This is a genomic window from Amnibacterium sp. CER49 (genome assembly GCF_029846255.1).
GTDB lineage: Bacteria > Actinomycetota > Actinomycetes > Actinomycetales > Microbacteriaceae > Amnibacterium.
This window is the reverse complement of the sequence record NZ_JARVWQ010000002.1, coordinates 404,903-423,519: the sequence shown is the minus strand read 5'-3', so window position 1 is coordinate 423,519 and position 18,617 is coordinate 404,903. Positions and strand designations below refer to the sequence as shown.

General features: G+C 74.1%; 19 protein-coding genes. 9 read left to right on the top strand and 10 right to left on the bottom strand.

The features are described 5' to 3' along the window. Positions 1-15 precede the first annotated feature (15 nt). The 5 genes from QDR37_RS11945 (at position 16) to QDR37_RS11925 (ending at position 4,957) form a co-directional block, all read left to right on the top strand. Positions 16-1,245 (top strand): aminotransferase class V-fold PLP-dependent enzyme, encoded by a 1,230-nt coding sequence (locus QDR37_RS11945; protein ID WP_279713997.1) that lies wholly within the window; start codon positions 16-18, stop codon positions 1,243-1,245. A gap of 58 nt (positions 1,246-1,303) precedes the next feature. Then, the gene (locus tag QDR37_RS11940; RefSeq protein ID WP_279713996.1) at positions 1,304-2,200 is read left to right on the top strand and encodes an ROK family protein; all 897 of its coding nucleotides are present in this window, start codon (positions 1,304-1,306) and stop codon (positions 2,198-2,200) included. A 189-nt stretch (positions 2,201-2,389) separates the two neighbouring features. Next, positions 2,390-3,169: a hypothetical protein gene (locus QDR37_RS11935; RefSeq protein ID WP_279713995.1), complete on the top strand. Its 780-nt coding sequence runs from the start codon at positions 2,390-2,392 to the stop codon at positions 3,167-3,169. A 60-nt stretch (positions 3,170-3,229) separates the two neighbouring features. Then, positions 3,230-4,153, top strand: a complete 924-nt coding sequence (locus QDR37_RS11930) for a trypsin-like peptidase domain-containing protein (RefSeq protein ID WP_279713994.1) — start codon at positions 3,230-3,232, stop codon at positions 4,151-4,153. A 330-nt stretch (positions 4,154-4,483) separates the two neighbouring features. Continuing rightward, positions 4,484-4,957, top strand: coding sequence for a MarR family transcriptional regulator (locus tag QDR37_RS11925; RefSeq protein WP_279713993.1), 474 nt, complete (start codon positions 4,484-4,486; stop codon positions 4,955-4,957). Here QDR37_RS11925 and QDR37_RS11920 read toward each other — a convergent pair. After that, complete coding sequence (locus QDR37_RS11920) at positions 4,921-5,463, bottom strand: NUDIX domain-containing protein (RefSeq protein WP_279713992.1); 543 nt, start codon at positions 5,461-5,463, stop codon at positions 4,921-4,923. The two genes, QDR37_RS11925 and QDR37_RS11920, sit on opposite strands and share 37 nt — an antisense overlap. After that, on the bottom strand, positions 5,460-6,236 hold the full coding sequence (locus tag QDR37_RS11915) for an SDR family oxidoreductase (protein ID WP_279713991.1): 777 nt from the start codon (positions 6,234-6,236) through the stop codon (positions 5,460-5,462). Before QDR37_RS11915 ends, QDR37_RS11920 begins: the two co-directional genes overlap by 4 nt. A gap of 73 nt (positions 6,237-6,309) precedes the next feature. Between QDR37_RS11915 and QDR37_RS11910 the strand changes: the two genes are divergently transcribed. The 4 genes from QDR37_RS11910 (at position 6,310) to QDR37_RS11895 (ending at position 9,043) form a co-directional block, all read left to right on the top strand. Beyond that, entirely contained in the window at positions 6,310-6,798 is a 489-nt protein-coding gene (locus QDR37_RS11910) for an NfeD family protein (RefSeq protein WP_279713990.1), read from the top strand. Then, a complete protein-coding gene (locus QDR37_RS11905; protein WP_279713989.1) occupies positions 6,798-7,805 on the top strand; it encodes an SPFH/Band 7/PHB domain protein in 1,008 nt (335 codons plus the stop codon). The genes QDR37_RS11910 and QDR37_RS11905 overlap by 1 nt, the downstream gene beginning before the upstream one ends. Next, the gene (locus tag QDR37_RS11900) at positions 7,802-8,524 is read left to right on the top strand and encodes a glycerophosphodiester phosphodiesterase family protein (RefSeq protein WP_279713988.1); all 723 of its coding nucleotides are present in this window, start codon (positions 7,802-7,804) and stop codon (positions 8,522-8,524) included. The genes QDR37_RS11905 and QDR37_RS11900 overlap by 4 nt, the downstream gene beginning before the upstream one ends. 147 nt (positions 8,525-8,671) lie before the next feature. After that, a complete protein-coding gene (locus QDR37_RS11895) occupies positions 8,672-9,043 on the top strand; it encodes an RNA polymerase-binding protein RbpA (protein WP_279713987.1) in 372 nt (123 codons plus the stop codon). A 61-nt stretch (positions 9,044-9,104) separates the two neighbouring features. On the opposite strand, the gene lnt is transcribed toward QDR37_RS11895, so the two are convergent. Genes lnt through QDR37_RS11855 form a run of 8 tightly spaced genes read right to left on the bottom strand, consistent with a single transcriptional unit; the run spans position 9,105 to position 18,557 of the window. After that, positions 9,105-10,724, bottom strand: a complete 1,620-nt coding sequence (lnt, locus tag QDR37_RS11890) for an apolipoprotein N-acyltransferase (RefSeq protein ID WP_279713986.1) — start codon at positions 10,722-10,724, stop codon at positions 9,105-9,107. Continuing rightward, positions 10,714-13,152, bottom strand: a complete 2,439-nt coding sequence (locus tag QDR37_RS11885; protein WP_279713985.1) for a DEAD/DEAH box helicase — start codon at positions 13,150-13,152, stop codon at positions 10,714-10,716. Before QDR37_RS11885 ends, lnt begins: the two co-directional genes overlap by 11 nt. A 36-nt stretch (positions 13,153-13,188) precedes the next feature. Continuing rightward, positions 13,189-13,962: a twin-arginine translocase subunit TatC gene (gene tatC, locus QDR37_RS11880; protein WP_347882107.1), complete on the bottom strand. Its 774-nt coding sequence runs from the start codon at positions 13,960-13,962 to the stop codon at positions 13,189-13,191. Positions 13,963-13,967: 5 nt separating this feature from the next. Further along, on the bottom strand, positions 13,968-14,234 hold the full coding sequence (locus QDR37_RS11875; RefSeq protein WP_279713984.1) for a twin-arginine translocase TatA/TatE family subunit: 267 nt from the start codon (positions 14,232-14,234) through the stop codon (positions 13,968-13,970). A 52-nt stretch (positions 14,235-14,286) separates the two neighbouring features. Continuing rightward, positions 14,287-15,312 (bottom strand): WYL domain-containing protein, encoded by a 1,026-nt coding sequence (locus QDR37_RS11870; RefSeq protein ID WP_279713983.1) that lies wholly within the window; start codon positions 15,310-15,312, stop codon positions 14,287-14,289. Continuing rightward, entirely contained in the window at positions 15,305-16,279 is a 975-nt protein-coding gene (locus tag QDR37_RS11865; protein WP_279713982.1) for a WYL domain-containing protein, read from the bottom strand. Before QDR37_RS11865 ends, QDR37_RS11870 begins: the two co-directional genes overlap by 8 nt. An 11-nt stretch (positions 16,280-16,290) precedes the next feature. Further along, positions 16,291-17,274, bottom strand: a complete 984-nt coding sequence (locus QDR37_RS11860) for an FKBP-type peptidyl-prolyl cis-trans isomerase (protein ID WP_279713981.1) — start codon at positions 17,272-17,274, stop codon at positions 16,291-16,293. 38 nt (positions 17,275-17,312) lie between these two features. Continuing rightward, the gene (locus QDR37_RS11855) at positions 17,313-18,557 is read right to left on the bottom strand and encodes an endo-1,4-beta-xylanase (RefSeq protein ID WP_279713980.1); all 1,245 of its coding nucleotides are present in this window, start codon (positions 18,555-18,557) and stop codon (positions 17,313-17,315) included. Positions 18,558-18,617: the final 60 nt, after the last annotated feature.

The window sequence follows — 18,617 nt, the reverse complement described above, 5'->3', positions numbered from 1 at the left end:
CGGCAGGATCGGAGGGTGACCTCCCGCGTCGACGTCGACCTCGCCGCCCGCGCCCTCGACCTCGACGCCGTCGATCCGCTCGCCGCGCATCGCGACGCGTTCGTCGACGCGCCGGGCGTCGTCGCCTACCTCGACGGCAACTCGCTCGGCCGGCCGCTCAGGGCCACCGCTGCGCGGCTGCAGGAGTTCGTCGCGGGGGAGTGGGGGAGCGGTCTCATCCGGTCCTGGGAGCGCTCCTGGATGGACGAGCCGATGCGCCTCGGCGACGAGCTCGGCCGGGTCGTGCTGGGCGCGGGGGAGGGCCGCACGGTGATCGGCGACTCGACGACCGTGCTGCTCTACAAGGCGGCACGCGCGGCGGTCGCGGCGCGGCCGGGACGCGGCCGCATCGTCACCGACACCGCGAACTTCCCGACCGACCGGTTCCTGCTGCAGGGCGTCGCCGCCGAGCTCGGGCTGACGATCACGCTGCTCGAGCCGCCCGCGGACGGCGGCGTGACCGTCGCCGACGTCGAGGGGGCGCTGGGGGAGGACGTGGCGCTCGTGCTGCTCTCCGCGGTCGCGTTCCGCTCGGCGCACCTCGCCGACGTGCCCGGCATCACCGCGGCGGTCCACGCCGCCGGCGCACTCGTCGTCTGGGACCTGAGCCACGCCGCGGGCGCCGTGCCGCTGGCGCTCGACGCCGACGACGTCGACCTCGCGGTCGGCTGCTCGTACAAGTACCTGAACGGCGGGCCCGGCGCGCCCGCGTTCCTCTACTGCGCCGAGCGGCTGCAGGACGAGCTGCGCCAGCCGGTGCAGGGCTGGATGGGCTCGGCCGAGCCGTTCGTGATGGGGGAGCGGTACGAGCCGGCCGCGGGGATGCGCCGATGGCTGTCGGGCACCCCGCCGATCGTCGGGATGCTGCCGATCGCCGGCATGCTCGCGCTGCTCGACTCGGTCGGCATGGACGCGGTGCGGGCGAAGTCGCAGGCGCTCACGGCGTACGTGATCGAGTACGCCGATGCGCGGCTCGCGCCGGCCGGGGTGCGGCTCGCCAGCCCCCGCGACCCGGCGGTGCGGGGGAGCCACGTCACGCTCGACCACCCGGACTTCGAGGCGCTCGTCCCGCGGCTGCAGGAGCGCGGGGTGATCCCCGACTTCCGCCGCCCCGACGGCCTGCGGGTCGGGCTGTCGCCCCTGTCGACCTCGTTCGCCGAGGTGCACGCGGGGCTCGAGGCCGTGCGCGACGCGCTCGGGGCGTGAGCGGCACAATGCGTGTGGAGCTCGGGCGCGAACGGATCGAGCGGACGGGAGAGCCAGCGTGATCGTCGGCATCGAGACGGGTGGCACGAAGGTCGTCTGCGGCGCGGTGGACGAGGCGCGTCCACGTGAGCTCGTCGACGAGGTCCGCTTCCCGACGACGACGCCCGAGGAGACGATCGGCCGCATCAACGCGTTCGTCGCCGACGTGGAGCAGCGCGGCGAGGTGCGCGCGCTCGGCGTCGCGTCGTTCGGACCGGTCAACGTCGAGCCGGGCGCCGCGCGGTACGGCTACGTGACCGGCACGCCGAAGCAGGGCTGGTCGCACACGGACCTGCTCGGCGGCATCGCGCTCGCCGCGCGGGTGCCGACCGTGATGCTCGCCGACGTCGGCAGCGCGGCCGTGGGGGAGCAGCGGTGGGGAGCCGGCGCGGGCCTGGACCGCGTCGCGTACGCGACGATCGGCACCGGGATCGGCGTCGGGCTCGTCGTCGGCGGCAGGCTGCTGCACGGCAACGGCTACCCCGAGCTCGGCCACATCCTCGTCCGCAAGCACCCCGACGACGACTTCGAGGGCGTCTGCCCCTTCCACGGCGACTGCCTCGAGGGGCTCGCGTCGGGACCCGCGGTGCTCGCCCGCTGGGGCGCCGACGCCTCGTCGTTCTCGGACGACGTGCGCGATGCGCGCCTCGACGTGCTCGCGTTCTACCTCGCGCAGCTCGCGGCCACCACGTCGTACGCCGTCGGCGTGCAGCGGTTCGTGCTCGGCGGCGGCGTCATGTCGTCGCCCGGCCTGCTCGACGCGGTCCGTCGGCGCCTGCCGCAGGTCAGCGGCGGCCCGGGCGCGGGCCACGCCGACAGCCTCGACGCCGACGACTTCCTCGTCGCGCCCGGGCTCGGCGGCCACTCGGGCCTGCTCGGGGCCGTGGTCGCAGCGCTCGACCTCCTCGAGCGCTGACGCTGCGCCGACTCCGCCGCGTCATCCCGCGCGTCGGTGTCCCGCCACTCCCGCTGACATAATGTGCATTATCGGCTGCGCTGAAGCTGGCGGAGGAGCGATGCCGATAAGGGCTCTTATGTCAGGTCGAGGGACGGAACGGGCCGGAGGACTCTGGTTCGGAGGGTGCGCACGCTCTACCCTTCGCCCGTGCGTCGCCGCCTCCTGCTCGCGTTGATCCCGGTGCTCGTGCTGAGCGCCTGCACACCGGCCGCACCTGCGCCGTCGGCGACGGCCACCAGCGCGGCGGTGGTGCCCGCCCCGGCGCCCTCGGTCTCACCCGTGGCCGTGGCGACGCCGGCGTCGAGCGCGAGCATCGGGCCGACGCCGCCCGATGCGCATGCCGGCTGCGCGCCGACCGCCGCCCGCATCCCGGCCGGCGCGGTCACGGCGACCACCACGGACGTCGACGGCGACGGCAGGCCCGACGTCGAGTGGGCGGTCGTGGTGGCCGGCGCCGTCGAGTTCGGCGTCCGCACCGCGAGCGGCGCGACCGCGTCGGCGTCGTACTCGTTCGCAGGTCCGGCTGAGCGGACCGTGGCCATCGCACGGCTCGGCAACGGCGCGGTGGTCGCTCTGCCGAGCGATCACCGCGGCGCGCAGCTCTTCGCGTTCGCGCACTGCCGGTTCGTGCATCCCGTCGGGGTGGACGGCAAGCCCTACGCGTTCGACCAGCAGGACCTCCGCGGCAACGGCACCGGCGTGGGCTGCCGCGGCGGTCGCCTGCTCGGCTTCCAGGTCACCGGACGAAGCGGCGACCGGACGGTCACCGGCACGCTCGTCACGGTGTCCCCCGACGGGCGCTCGGCGACGAACGGCGCCACCGAGACGATCGCGACGCACATGGGCGACGACGCCGATGTCGTGCGGGTCGCCTCGCAGGCCACCTGCTCCCCCGCGCCGCTGCTGCACCCTCGTCCCCAGGGCTGACGCCCTCCGCCTCCGGCGAACAGCGCCGGTGGTGCGGCCCGACGGGAGCAGGATCCCGGCATGGACGACACCGCCGCGCTCGACGCGTACTCCGCCGCCGTCGTCGCGGTGGCCGAATCGGTGCTGCCGAGCGTTGCGAGCCTCGCGGTCCGCACGGCCCGCGGCGCCGGCGCGGGCAGCGCCTCCGTCCTCGACGGCGACGGCCATCTGCTCACGAGCGCGCACGTCGTGGCAGGCGCGGACAGCGCGGAGGCCGCGTTCCCCGACGGCCGCACCGTGCGGGCCCGCGTGGTCGGGCGCGATCCCCTGTCGGACCTCGCCGTGCTGCGCGCCGACGGCGACGTGCCGCCGCCGGTGCCGCTCGGCGACGCCGCGGCGCTCAAGGTCGGGCAGCTCGTGGTCGCCCTCGGCAACCCGCTCGGGCTCGCCGGCAGCGTGACCGCCGGCATCGTGTCGGCGCTCGGCCGCTCGCTGCCGACCGCGTCGGGTCGCGTGGTCGACGAGGTCATCCAGACGGACGCCGCCCTCAATCCGGGCAACAGCGGCGGCGTGCTCGCCGACAGCCGCGGCCGGATGGTGGGGGTGAACACCGCGCTCGCCGGCATCGGCGTCGGCCTCGCCGTGCCGATCAACGCCACGACCCGCGGCATCCTCGATGCGCTCGGCACAAACGGCCGGGTGCGACGCGCCTGGCTCGGCATCGTCGGCGCCGAGGTGCCGCTGCCGCCCCAGCTGCAGCAGCGGGTGGGCTCCCCCACCGGCCTCCGCGTCGCCGACGTCGCCCCCGGCAGCCCGGCCGCCGTCGCGGGTCTCCGCCGCGGTGACGTGCTCGTCGCGCTCGACGGCCGCGCCGTCGTCACGACCACGGCGGTGCAGCGGCTCATGCTCGAGGACGCCATCGACCGAGCGATCGAGATCACGGTCGCCCGCAACGGCGCACTCGTCGACGTGATCGCCGAGCCGAAGGAGCTGCGGCTCCCCTAGGCCGCCGGCGCCCGCGCGGGCGTCTCCCCGGCGCCGCGGCATCGCCTCCCTGCACGACAGGGGTGAGGGCGAGCAGCGGTCCCGTCGCGGCGAAGGCGCGCGCACACGACTCCCGCACCGACCGGACCTCAGTGGACGTCAGGGTGCGATCGCGCACGATGGAGGGCACGGCGACGTCCACGCCGGTCGCGTCGGCGACGATCGGTGCGACGCCGAGGCGGATGGCGACGAGGCCGCTCCGGCGGCCGCGCCGATATCTCCCGGACGCCCGTTCCCTTCGGCCCTCGAACGGTTCGGAGGCCGTGACACCGTCGACGGAAGGAGCAGGTAGTGGCCGAGCAGGAACGTGGACCGCGACAGGCGGTCGCGCCCGAGACCGTCGCGCTCCGGCACCTGCAGACCGCGGTCACCGACGCGCAGCTCGCGCTCGCCCGGCGGATGGCGATGCACCCCACCGACCTCGCCGCGATGGAGCACGTCTCCTTCGCGCCGGATCCGCTCGGCGCCCGTGAGCTGAGCGAGCGACTCGGCCTCTCCCCCAGCGCGACGACCGAGCTCGTCGACCGCCTCGAGCGCGCCGGGCACCTCGACCGCACGCGGTCCGCGGTCGACCGTCGCCGCATCGAGCTGCACGCCTCCCCCGCCGCCGGCACCGCGGTGATGGCACAGCTCTCCGGGCTGCTCGCCGAGCTCGACGCGGTGGTCGAGGGCTTCGACGATGAGCAGCGGGAGGTGATCCGCGCCTACCTCGAGCGCGTGACGGCGGCCTACCGCTCCTGGACCGAGGACGCGGGCGACGCCTGATCCCCTGCCGTCGGGGAGCCGGGGCCGATCGTCAGCGGCGGGGTCGAGTCCGCACCCTCCTCGAGCCGGGCGAGACCGGTGCGGATGAGGTCCGGCAGGTCGCCGGGCTCGTACCGCTCGCCGGACGCCACCAGCTCGTCGGCGGTCCACCAGCGGGAGCCGAGGATGTCCTCCCGCTCGTCGGGCATCCACCCGGCGTCGCTCGGCGCGAACCGCTCGGTGCGCAGCGCGAACCACGCCCAGTGCCCGAGCTCGTACTCGTGCCACCGCGGGTCGACCGCGAGGTCGTCGATGCGGAACGGCTCGCCGACCGCCTCGACGACGAGCCCCGTCTCCTCGCGCAGCTCGCGGACCGCGGCCGCGGCGAAGTCCTCACCGGGATCGACGCCCCCGCCCGGCGTGATCCAGCGGGGCGGCTCGGCGTGGTCGGGCCCGTAGGTGAGGAACAGCAGGACCGCGCCGGTCGGATCGGCGACGACCAGACGGGCGGTCGATCGCTCCTTCACGCGCCCTCGGGCGTGAACGCGCTCGTGTCGCCCACGTAGCGGGTGGAGCCCTCCGGCACGGGGTCGACCGCGGCCGCGGCGACCTCGGCGGCGAACTCGCCCACGTTGTACAGCTTGCCCGCCGACTCGCGCCGGGACGAGATCGCACCCGGGTTCGCCCGCTCGAGCAGCGTCGCGGTGATCGTGCCCTCGATCATGTCGCCCGAGACCACGACGAGCTCGACGCCCGCCTCGGCGAGCTCGGGCTGCAGCTCGCGGAGCGCGTCCTCGCCCGCCCGCTTGCTGCGGGCCACGGGCTCGTACTCCGGCATCGTCGGTGTGGTGCGGATGAAGTGCGCCTGGTGGCTCGTCACGAAGACGACGCGAGCACCGGGGGGCATCAGCGGCAGCGCCGCACGGAGCACCCCGACCTGCGCGTCGCGGTTCAGCTTGAGGGCGTAGTCCTCGGCCATGCCCGACTCCATGCCGCCGGAGGCGTTCAGCACGAGCAGGTCGAGACCGCCCAGCCGCTCGCGCACCGCTTCGAGCAGCGCGGCGACGGCCGGGTCGTCCGTGAGGTCGGCCCGGACCGCGAAGGCCGTGCCGCCGGCGGCCTCGATATCGGCGACGAGCTTGTCGGCCCGACGGGCCTTGCGCTCGTCGCGGTAGTTCAGGACGACGGACGCGCCGGCCGCGGCGAGCAGCTTGGCGGTGTCGGCGCCGATGCCGCGCGAGGAACCGGTGATCAGGGCGCGCTTGCCGGCGAGCGAGCCGGGGGCTGGTGCGTTCGTCACGCGAAACGACACTACCCGTCGCTCCCCGGTGCTACCTTCGCCGCAACCGACACCGTCAGAGACCCCGAACACCATGCCCGAACCCTCGCTCGTCGCCCCGCTCGCGTGGCTCGTGGTGGTCGTGCTGGCCGTCGTGCTCGAGATCGTGTCGCTCGACCTCGTGTTCCTCATGCTCGCCGGCGGGGCGCTCGTCGGCGGCCTCGGCACCTGGCTGCTCGGCCTGCCGTGGCCGCTGCAGATCGTCGGCGCAGCGGTCGTCTCCGCACTGCTGCTGCTCGGGCTGCGGCCGCCGCTGATCCGGCGGCTGCACGCGAAGCGCGACCCGCTGCCCACCGGCATCGACGCCCTCCAGGGCATGTCGGCGCGTGCGACGTCGGCCTTCACCGACGGGCGGGGGCTCGCTCGGCTCGCCAACGGCGAGACCTGGAGCGCGAGGCTCGACCCCGCCCACGTCCGCGTCCCGGTGGAGGCGGACGACCGCCTCGTCGTGCTCGCGGTCGATGGCGCCACCGCCGTGGTGACGCCCGCCCCGACCCGCGCGATCCCGCGCCAGGAGACCTGATGATCGACGTCGTCCAGACCGTGCTCGTGCTGCTCGCGCTCGTCGTCGTGGTCCTCGTGATCACGGTGCTCGTCCGCGCCATCCGCGTCGTGCCGCAGGCGCGGGCCGGGGTCGTCGAGCGGCTCGGGCGCTACCAGAAGACGCTGCTGCCGGGCCTCAACGTGCTCGTGCCGTTCATCGACCGCATGCGACCGCTCATCGATCTCCGCGAGCAGGTGGTGTCGTTCCCGCCGCAGCCCGTCATCACCGAGGACAACCTCGTCGTCTCGATCGACACGGTCGTGTACTTCCAGGTCACCGACGCGCGAGCCGCCACCTACGAGATCGCGAACTACCTCGTGGCCGTCGAGCAGCTCACCACGACGACGCTCCGCAACGTCGTGGGCGGCCTCAACCTCGAGGAGACCCTGACGAGCCGCGACAACATCAACGGGCAGCTGCGCGTCGTGCTCGACGAGGCGACCGGCAAGTGGGGCATCCGCGTCAACCGGGTCGAGCTGAAGTCGATCGAGCCCCCCGCCTCCATCCAGGACTCGATGGAGCAGCAGATGCGCGCCGAGCGCAGCCGCCGCGCGCAGATCCTCACCGCCGAGGGTGGCAAGCAGGCCGCGATCCTGCAGGCCGAGGGCTCGCGGCAGGCGGCGATCCTCCAGGCCGAGGGCGAGGCGCAGGCCCGCGTGCTGCGCGCCGAGGGCGAGGCGAAGGCCATCGGCACGGTGTTCGACGCGATCCACGCCGGCAGGCCCGACAGCTCGCTGCTCGCCTACCAGTACCTCCAGACGCTGCCGAAGATCGCGGAGGGCCAGGCGAACAAGGTGTGGATCGTGCCCTCCGAGCTGTCCGAGGCGCTCCGTGGGCTCGGTGCCGCGTTCAAGCCCGGCGCGGGCCAGGAACCCGGGCAGGGATCGGCGCCCGCACCGGCCGCGCCGTCCTCGATCCGGCCGCCGCACCCCTCGGCCGTCCCGGAGCCCGTGGAGCAGCCCGCGGCGCCCGCCGCGACGGCGTGACCCGCACCGGGTTCTTCGACGGGCCGCTCCCCCGCATCCTCGCCCACCGCGGGTTGACGCTCGACGCGCCCGAGAACAGCGTCGCCGCCTTCCGTGCGGCGCTGGAGGCCGGTGCCACGCACCTCGAGACCGACGTCCGCGCGACGGCCGACGGCGAGGCGGTGCTCGTGCACGACCCGCGCCTCGGCGACGACGAGATCGACGGCCTGACCCTCGCGGAGCTCCGGCACCGGCTGCCCGCGGTCGCGACGGTCGCCGAGGCGCTCGCTGCGCTCCCGACCGCGCGGTTCAACGTCGACGTGAAGGCGCTGGCCGCCGCCGCACCGCTCGCCCGAGCGATCCGCGAGGCGGGTGCCGCCGAGCGCGTGCTCATCACGTCGTTCCGCGGCACCCGGCGCCGAGCCGCGCTCGCTCTGCTGCCACCGGTCGCCACCTCGGCGTCGAGCACCGGCGTCGCGGGCGCCCTGCTCGGCGCCGCGACGCGGCTGCAGCCGGTCGTCACCGCGGCGCTCGCCCGCGTCGACGCGGTGCAGCTGCCGCTCACGACTCCGGTCTTCGATCCCACGAGCGAACGGTTCCTCGCGATGGCGCACGCGGCCGGCGTCGAGGTGCACTACTGGGTCGTGAACGACCCCGCGCGCATGCGGTGGCTCGTCGACCGGGGTGCCGACGGCGTCGTCACCGACCGCCCCGACCTGGCCGCCGGCGCGCTGCGATGAGGCATCGGGAGCGCTGCACGCCTCCCGCACGTCCCGCTCCCGCTCGGTGGACAGCCTCTGGGAGACCTCTGGGAAACACCGAACCCTGGAAGTCCCGGGCACGAACGCCCGTTATACCGGGCATCTCGGGGAGGAAGGGGAAAGCACATGGCTGATCGGAGTCTGCGCGGCATGCGACTCGGCGGGCAGAGCCTGCAGAGCGAGGAGGGCGTCGTCTTCACGGAGCGGGCGGTCCGGCAGTTCCGCACCACGGATGGAGCCGTCTTCTCGGTGCCCTTCGCGGCGGACGCCGAGATCCCGGAGCGCTGGACGAACCCGAAGACCGGGCAGGAGGGCCGTCTGCTCGAGGAGGACGGGTCGCTCGTCGAGTCGACCGTCAAGGAGGCGAAGCCGGCTCGCACCCACTGGGACATGCTGCTCGAGCGCCGCACGCGCGCCGAGCTCGAGGAGCTGCTCGAGGAGCGGCTCCAGTACCTCCGCGCTCGCCGCGGCAAGCTGAACGACAAGAAGGCCTCGTAGGCCTCGTCGACGCGCTTCGAGGCGCCCGCCCGCGGATCCCGCGGCCGGGCGCCTCGCTCGTTCAGCGGCGGCGCAGCGGCCGCGCGAGCGCCGCGAGCAGCAGGGGCAGCACGCCGCCGAGCACCGCGAGCACGATGCCGAGGCCGATGCCGAAGGCCACGGCCGGGGTCGTGCCCGTCGCGAGCGGCACCGCGTCGAGCAGGGCCGCCCGGGTGAAGGGCTTCGCGGCGTCGATCGTGGCGCCGTCGGGCGCGATGATCGTCGTGGAGGCGACCGTCGAGACGGTCACGACGCTGCGCCCGGTCTCGATGGCCCGCAGCCGGGCGATGGCGAGCTGCTGCTGGTTCTCCTCGGTCGTGCCGAAGTCGGCGTTGTTCGTCTGCCCGACGAGCAGCTGCGCGCCGTCGGCGACCGAGCCGAGGATCAGGCCGTCGTCGGCGATGTCGAAGCAGATGTCGACGCCGATCCTCGCCCGGCCCACGTCGAGCACCGGAGAGCGCGTGCCGATGGCGTAGTCGCGGCCGATCAGCTTCAGCAGGTCGGGCGCGAACGGCGTCCAGAACGCGCGGTCGGGCACGTACTCGGCGAAGGGCACCGGGTGCACCTTGTCGTAGAGCCCGACGATCCCCTCCCCTGCTCGCCAGAGGATCGACGAGTTGCGGTAGACCCCGTCGCGGACCGTGATCGCCCCGGCGAGCAGCGGCGCCTGCGCGAGTGACGCGACGCTGTCGAAGCGCGTCCGGATCGACGGGTCGGCGAAGGGGTCGCCCTCGCTCGCCCCCTCGGGCCAGACGACCAGCTCGGCGCCGCGGCCGAGCACGGGAACGGTCGCCTGCACCGTCGCGTCGAGGTTCTTCGACGGGTCGTTCCGCGGATCGAAGTAGCCCGCGTGCGTGTTCGGCTGCACCGCCGCCACCCGAAGCACGCCCTGCTCGGTCGGCCGGAACGGGGGCACCGCGAGCACGAGGCCGAACGCGACGGCGATCGCGGCGGCCCTCGGCAGCCAGAGGTCGAGCGATCGCCGGTGCAGCGCGCCGAAGCGGCCCGACGGCTCCACGAGCACCGCGAGACCGAACGCCGTGAGCCAGGCGAGCACGAACGACAGCCCAGTGAGGCCCGTCCAGGCCGCGAGGGGCGCGAACGGGCTCGTCGACTGGCTGAGCGCGAGGCGCCCCCAGGCGAAGCCGCCGTAGGGCCAGGTCGACGCGACCACCTCGCGGCAGGTCCAGGCGAGCGCGACGACGAGCGGCGTGACGCCGACCCGTCCCCACCGCGAGCGCCAGAGCAGCGGCACCGACCGGTACGCGAGAGCGATGAGGCCGCCACCTGCGGCCATGTTCAGCGCTTCGAAGGTGCCGAGGGCGAGCAGCGGCACCGCGCCGAGGAACAGCGTGATCCACGAGATCAGCGAGAACCAGAACGTGAGCCCGGCGGCGAACCCGACCAGCGCGCCGGTCCAGAGGCCGCGCCCCCGGAGCGCGGCGAGCTGCAGCCCGACCCCGGGGAACACGAGCAGCCAGACGTTCGGCGCGGGGAACGCGAGCGCGGTGAGGCCGCCGCCGAGCGCCGCGAGCAGGAGCGCGACGGGGAGCGGGGCGGTGAACCGCGCTGTCGCAGGGACCGGGCCGGACGCGCTCACCGTCTCGCGCACCGCCCGCTCCGGCAGGACGTCAACCGACACTCGAGTACGCCACGATCCCGCGGCGGATCGCCTCGATCGCCTGGCGCGCGGTGCGCGAGGTCTGCCCCTCGGCGACCTGGTCGACCTGGTCGAGCAGGTCGACGACCTGCTTCGTCCAGCGCACGAAGTCGCCCGCGGCGAGATCCGCCTCGCGGAGCACCGCATCGAGCGCCCCGCCCCGCGCCCAGCGGTGCATCGCGCTCACGAGCCCGACCGACGGCGTGCTCGACCCGGGCAGGCCGTGCGAGCGCTCGAGGTCGTCGAGGCGCTCCCAGAGCCCCTCGAGCCGGTTCCACGCGTCGCGGAACGGTCCCTTCGGCAGCCAGCGCTCGTTGACCGGTCCCTCCTCGCGGCGCGCCTCGTAGACGAACGTCGTGGCGAGCGCGGCGACCGCGGGCACGTCGAGGCCGTGCCAGACCCCGCGGCGCAGGCTCTCGGCGAGCAGCAGGTCGCGCTCCGCGTAGATCCGTGCGAGGGCGCGGCCGTGCGTCGTGATGGCGAGCCCCGAGTCCTCCGCCCGCACGTAGTCGAGCGTGAGCAGCACGTCGGTGACCCGGTCGAAGATGCGGGCGACCGCACCGGTGCGGGTGGCGATCTGCCCCTGGAGGTGCTCGGTCTGCCGCTTCAGCCGCCACCAGCGCTCGGCCCAGCGCGACAGCTCCTCCCGGCGTGGCGACGTGTGAGCGGGATGGGCCCGCATGCGGCGGCGGAGCTCGGCGAGCTCGCGCTGCCGCCGCTCCCTGGTCCGGGCGCTCTGGTCGCCCGGCCTGGCGCCGGCCTTCTCGAGGTCGCTGATCTCGCGGCGGATCGCGGCGTACTCGGTGACGTCGCCGGACGCGCCCGTCTCGTCCTGCATCGCCCGCTCGTAGCCCCCGAGCGACTCCTCCTGCTGCCGCACCTTGCGCGCGAGGTCGACGACGGCGCGGTCGGCCTGGAACTGCGCGAAGGACGACTCGAGGATCGCGCGGGTGCGTTCGCGGCCGTACCGCTCGATGAGGTTCACGGCCATGTTGTAGGTCGGCCGGAACGACGAGTTGAGCGGGTAGGAGCGCCGCGAGGCGAGCGAGGCGATCGCCTGCGGATCGAGCCCCTCCTGCCAGACGATGACGCTGTGGCCCTCGACGTCGATGCCGCGCCGCCCCGCTCGGCCCGTGAGCTGCGTGTACTCCCCCGGCGTGATCGGCACCCGACCCTCGCCGTTGAACTTCTCGAGCTGCTCGAGCACGACGGTGCGGGCGGGCATGTTGATGCCGAGGGCGAGCGTCTCGGTGGCGAACACCACCTTGACGAGCTTGCGCTGGAACAGCTCCTCGACGACCTCCTTGAAGGCGGGCAGCAGGCCGGCGTGGTGCGCGGCGACGCCGCGCTCGAGGCCCTCGAGCCACTCCCAGTAGCCGAGCACCGCGAGGTCCTCGTCCATCAGCGTCCGGCAGCGGTCGTCGACGATGGCGCGGATCTCGTCGCGCTCCCACGCCTCGGTGAGCCGGATGCCGTCGCGCATCGCCTGCCGCACCGCGGCGTCGCAGCCGTTGCGGCTGAAGATGAAGAAGATCGCGGGCAGCAGGTTGTGGTCGCCGAGCAGGCGGACCACGTCGGTGCGGGGCATGCCGAACCGCTGCGGCCGGCCGCCCTTCGAGTGGTAGCGCCCGACGTCCTGCATCTGCCGGGCGGACAGGGTGCGCCCGCTGTAGCGGGCCATCTGCAGCAGCTCGGGGTTCACCTTCGCGGCTCCCCCGGAGGCGTTCCGCGTCGAGTCGAAGAGGTCGACGAGCTTCGTGCGCATGAGCACGTGCTGCTCGAGCGGCACCGGACGCTCCTCCGAGACGACCACGCGCGTGTCGCCGCGGACGGTGTTCAGCCAGTCGCCGAACTCCTCGGCGTTCGACACGGTCGCCGACAGGGACACGAGCCGCACCTCCTGCGGCAGGTGGATGATCACCTCCTCCCACACGGCCCCGCGGAAGCGGTCGGCGAGGTAGTGCACCTCGTCCATCACCACGTACGACAGGTCGTGCAGCAGGTCGCTCTCGGCGTAGAGCATGTTGCGGAGCACCTCGGTCGTCATGACGACGACCCGCGCCCGGGGGTTCACGGCGGTGTCGCCCGTCAGCAGCCCGACGTCGTCCGACCCGTAGAGCTCGGCGAGCTCGTTGTACTTCTGGTTCGACAGCGCCTTCATCGGCGCGGTGTAGAAGACCTTCTCGCGCGGCGACGCCATCGCGAGGTACACGGCGAACTCCGCCACGATCGTCTTGCCCGCGCCCGTGGGTGCCGCGACGAGCACGCCCTGGCCGTCCTCGATCGCCTGGCAGCCTTCGACCTGGAACGGATCGAGGTCGAAGGCGAGCTGCTCGCGGAAGGCGTGCGTCGCCGGATGCGACCGGCGCTGCCGCGACGCGGTGTAGCGCTCGGCGGGACTCAGGGTCACCGCGAACCGCCGGAGGTCGGGTTCACGCCCTCGTTCCTACAGGGCCGCGGTGACCGCGGCCTGCGCGCGGCGGTCGACCCGGCGGTCGTGCAGCAGCGCCACCCCGACCGAGCCGAAGTAGAGCGCGATGAGCGGGGCCGCGAGCAGCATCATCGAGATCACGTCGGCCGACGGGGTCGCGAGCGCCGTGAACACGACCGTCGCGAGCACGGCGAGCCGCCAGCCCTTGAGGATCGCGCTGCCGCGCAGGATCCCGATGAAGTTGAGGAGCACGAGGAAGACCGGCAGCACGAAGGCGACACCGATGACGAGCACGAGCCGCAGCACGAAGTCGAGGTAGGTCTTCGCATCGATGAGCGTGGCGTCCTGGGTGCCGGCGAAGCCGGTCATGAGCGCGACGATGTGCGGCACGAGCAGCCAGCCCGCCGCGCAGCCGATGAAGAACAGCGGCACGGCCGTGAAGAAGAAGCCGAAGACGTACTTCTTCTCCTGCCGGGTGAACGCCGGCGTGATGAACGCGAACACCTGGTAGAGCCAGACCGGGCTCGAGAGCACGATGCCGAGCACGATCGCGATCTCGAACTTCACGTCGAACGCGCTCGTGATGCCCGTGAAGTTGATGCGCGAGTTCGGCCGCCCCAGCAGCGGGTGACGCAGCGCGGCGAGCACGAGGTCGGCGAGGAACCAGCCGGCGACGCCGCCGACCACCACGCCGAGCACGGCGCGGACGAGGCGGCGACGCAGCTCGAGCAGGTGCTCGATCAGCGGCATCCGCCGCTCGGTGTTCTTGGTGCGCGGCGAGGACGCCACGCCGCTCAGCTCCGGCGCGAGCCCGGCGTCCGGCGGTCGGACTCGGCCGGCGGCTCGGTGGACGAGTAGACCGGCTCGGCGTCGCGGTCGCGCTCGGCGCGGTCCTCACGCACGTCGGCGGAGACGTCCTTCATCTCCTTGCGGAAGACCTTCACCGACTGGCCCAGGCCCTTCGCGAACATCGGCAGCCGCGAGGCGCCACCGAAGAGGATCAGCACCACGACGGCGATGATGACGATCTTCCAGAAACCCAGGTCGCTAAAGAACCCCATCGGATGCTCCTTCGGTGGCGGGCCCGTCGATGGCGCCGCCTGAACCGGGAGTCTAAACCGGATCCGTCGGGGCGTCGCGTGCCCCGGCGGGCGGCGTGCCGTAGCGCGCCGCGCCGGTGGCGGCCCACTCGGCGACCGCCCGACGCGCCTCGGTGGGCTCGACGACCTGCACGAGCCCGGGATGCGAGGCGACCAGCCGCTTCAGGCCGTTCAGGTGCGCGATGCGGAGCGTCGTGCGCACCCAGCCCCGCCGGCTCGCCCTCGTGAGCGTCGGCCGGTCGGGCAGGTAGTCGGCGAGCAGCGGCACGGCGGGCTCGGCGAGCTCGATGACGACGGCGAGGTCCTGCTTCGACGGCTGGAAGATGCGGTCGGGCAGGCGGATGTCGGCGGGGCGGCGGCTGCGGGCCTTCTCGTCGACCGCGACGCCGCGCATCCGGTCGAGCCGGAACGTGCGCAGCGCCTCCCTGGAGCGGTCCCAGGCCCGCAGGTACCAGACCTCGTCGACGCTCTCGACGCGGAGCGGCTCGACGCTGCGCTCCTCGCGCTCGCCGCGGCCGTTCAGGTAGTCGAAGCGCAGCACCCGGTTGCCGTCGATCGCCGCCCGGATCACGCCGAGGCGCGCGTCGGCCTCGCCGGCCACTACGACCGGCGCCGGCGCGCCGGAGGCCGCGCGCGTGAGCTTCGCGGTGAGCGAGGCGATCGCCGCGCGGTCGGCGTTCTCGGGCAGCGCCGAGAGGTACTGCAGGCCCGCGATGAGCGCCGCGGCCTCGCGGGCCGAGAACCGCGGGGCGTCGTCGATGGCGACGTGATGCGTGATCGCGATCTCGTCGTGGTCGTCGAAGCGGTCCCAGTCGATGTCGAACAGGTCGCCGTGCTGGTACTGGCGGCTCTCCCCCGGCACGCCGGACATCGCGATGAGCGTCACGGCGTCGCGGACGCGCTGCTCGGAGACGCCGAAGTGCACCGCGGCGTCGGCGACCGAGACCCCCTGGCCACCGCGGTCGATGAGGTAGGGAACGAGTGTCAGCAGGAACGCGAGGCGGTCCTGCACGCGGAGCGGCTGCTGGGCCTCAGCCACGGTGGGCCTCCGCGACCGCGGTGAGCCGCTCGAGCACCGCGTCCGCGAGCTCCCCGGGCTCGAGCACCCGCACCTCCGGCCCGTACGACGCGATCTCGTCGGCGAGCAGGTGCAGGTCGGCGTAGTGGAGCGCCACCGTGCCGTCGCCGCGGACCTCGCCACGGCTGCCGAGCCGTGAGGCGGCGTCGGAGTCCTGCTGCACCTCGAGCACCGCGACGTTGCGCTGCGCCACCTCGCGGAGCGAGCCGAGGGCCGCCGCGGACGCGTCGCCCTCCGGCGGCTCGAACGAGGCGCCCGTCTCCTCGACGGTGCCCACGATCCGCGAGAGCAGGAAGGTGCGCTCGGCGCCGCTGCGCTCCTCGAGGCCCCAGACGTGCCAGCGCCCGCCGAACTGCACGAGCGCGAGCGGGGACAGCGTGCGGACCCGGGCGCGGGTGTCGCCGGGCTTCAGGTAGGAGAACCGGACGACGCGGTGCCGCTCGATCGCGGTCGAGAGGGGCCCGAAGGCGGTGTCGCGGGCGCGGATGCGCGGGGCGTAGCCGAGCAGCGGCTCCTGCACGTCGACGCCGAGCGAGCGCAGCTTGAGCAGCGCACGCCGCGACTCCCCCGACAGCGAGCCCTCGCGCCACGCGAGCGCCGCGAGGTTCAGCAGCGCCACCTCGTCGGGCGTGAAGGCGACGTCGGCCGGCAGGTCGTAGGCGCCCTTCGGGATCCGGTACCGCGTGTACTGCGCCGCGCCCTGGTCGGCGGGCAGCTCGATCGACTCGAGCGGCACGCCGAGCTCGCGGACGTCCTCCTTGTCGCGCTCGAACTGCCGCTCGAGGCTCGCGTTGTCGCCGCCGGGGCGGTACCGCTGCCGGTACCCCTGCACGCTGGAGAGGACGTCGGCCTTGGTCAGTCCGGTCTCGGTCGCGAGCAGCGCGAGCACCAGGCTGAACAGGCGCTCCTCGTTCGGGATCGCCGCCACCTGGCTGCCGCTCAGACCTTGCCGAGGATGTCGACGACGAACACGAGCGTCGCGCCCCCCGGCACCGCGCCGCTGCCCTGCGCCCCGTACGCCTCGCCCGGCGGCAGGATCGCGATCACCTGCGATCCGACCCGCTGGCCCTCGAGGGCGGTGACGAAACCCTTGACGAGGCTGCCGTTCTTCACGGGCAGCGCGGCGGGGGCGCCCTTCTGCCAGCTCGAGTCGAAGACCGTGCCGCCCTTCCAGAGCACACCCGTGTAGTGGACGACGGCGGTGTCGCCCTTGCGGATCACCGCGCCGGAGCCCTTCTTCAGGTCGGCGACGACGAGCTGCTTCGGCGGGTCGCTCGGGGGCACGGTGATCCCGGGGCGACCGTCCGGGCCGAGCACGACGGCCGGCAGCCCGCTGCCCATCACCTGGTTCACCCCGTTCGCGCGGGGCAGGTAGGTGCGGCGCACGTCGACCACGACGACGAGGGAGTCGGTCGGCCTCACGCTCGTGCCGAGGGCGCCGGCCGCGAAGCCCTCCTTCGGCGGCAGCACCGCGGCGAGACGCTCGCCCTGCTGGGCGCAGACGAGCGCCTTGCGCAGCCCCGCGGAGGGCAGGGTGCTGTTCACGACGATGGTGGCGGGCCCCGTCGAGCCGCTCGCGTCGACCTTGCCGGAGTAGTCGGTCTTCGTGACGACCCTGCCGGTCGTGCCGTCGAGGATCGTGACGTCGGCGAGGAGCTCCTGGTTCGGCACGACGGGTGCGCCGGAACCGGGCCGCAGCGTGGTCACCTGGGTCGTCGAGACGTCGAGCGGCGTGGCGAACCGCACCGCCGGCGCCGTGCCGAAGGGGCCGCTCGCGATCACGGAGTCGGAGCCCGATCCCGACGTCGCCTGCGGCGTGCAGCCGCTCGCGCCCGCCCCCGCCGCGCAGCCGGCGAGACCGGTGGCGAGGACGACGGCCGTCGCGAGGGACGCGGCGAGCCGGAGCACGGGGAGGCGGAGCACGCCCAGCATCCTGCCAGATCGACGGAACGGACCCACCGCTAGCGTCGCGCACCCGTGCCGGTGGCGAGCGCGTCGGCGAGCTGCGCGGCCTGCGGCTTGCGGCGCAGGTGCCCGTCCCAGAGCAGCGCCGCGCCCTGCTGCGGCGCGGTGTAGGTCCACGGCACCCACGACCGGTCGTCGGAGACGCCCCAGGTGGTGAACGAGATGCAGGCGCGGACGGCGAGGCAGGACTCGGCGAGCCGTCGCCACACCGCCCCCTGCTCCACGACGGCCCGGGACCCCACCGGGGTGTTCACCGCTCCGGGCCCGGTCCGCGTGCGCACGTCCGCCTCGGTGATCGCGACGCGGAACCCGGCGTCGGCGAACCGGCGCAGGTTGGCGGTGACGTCCTCCGGGACCGGTCGGCCCGCGTCGAGGTGCGCCTGGAAGCCGACGCCGTCGATCGGCACTCCTTGCGCCTTCAGCCGCGTCGCCCAGGCGAGGACCGCGGTGCTCTTCGTGCCGATCCCCTCGATGCCGTAGTCGTTGTAGAAGAGGAGCGCCTTCGGGTCGGCCTCGTGCGCCCAGCGGAACGCGTCGGCGAGGACGCCCGAGCCGAGATGGTCGACCCAGAACCGGCTCGGGGCGGACGCGCCGAGGAGGCCGGGATCGGAGAACACCTCGTTCACGACGTCCCACTGCCAGATGCGGCCCCTGAAGTGCGCGACCTCGTCCTGGATGTGCTGCTTGAGGACGCGCCGCAGCTCGATCCGGGAGATGCTGCCGGTGTCCACCCCCGTGAGCAGCCAGGCCGGAAGGCTCCGGTGCCAGACCAGGGTGTGACCGCGGACGAGCTCGCCGTGCGCCGCGGCGAAGTCGACGACGGCGTCCGCGTCACGCCAGTCGACCGCACCGCGTACGGGCTCGAGGCGCTTCCACTTCATCTGGTTCTCGGGCGTCACGGCCGAGAACTCGGCAGCGATCAGGGAGCGGTACGCGCCGTCGGCGAGCTCGGGCGCGGTGACGGCCGTGCCGATACGGAGCCCCACCCGGTCCCCGAGGGCTCGGAGCGGCGCGGACGGCGCCAGAGTCGGGACGGCGACGGGAGGCGAGGACGCCGGACCCGCCGTCGCACTGGGCGGCCGGCTCCGGGCGGATGACGCCGGCGGGGAGCCTGCCGCGGTGGTCGCGGTGGTCGCGGTGCAGGCGGTCTGCCCGACCAGCAGCGCGCAGACCGCGGCGGCGCGGACGGCGCAGACGAGCAGCGCGCGGGACCGCTGCCGCGGCGCTGCCGTGCTCCGCATCGCTGGGCTCCTGTTCTCGGCGGTCCGCGCCCGCGGCAGGGCGATGCCCGAACGGTTCCG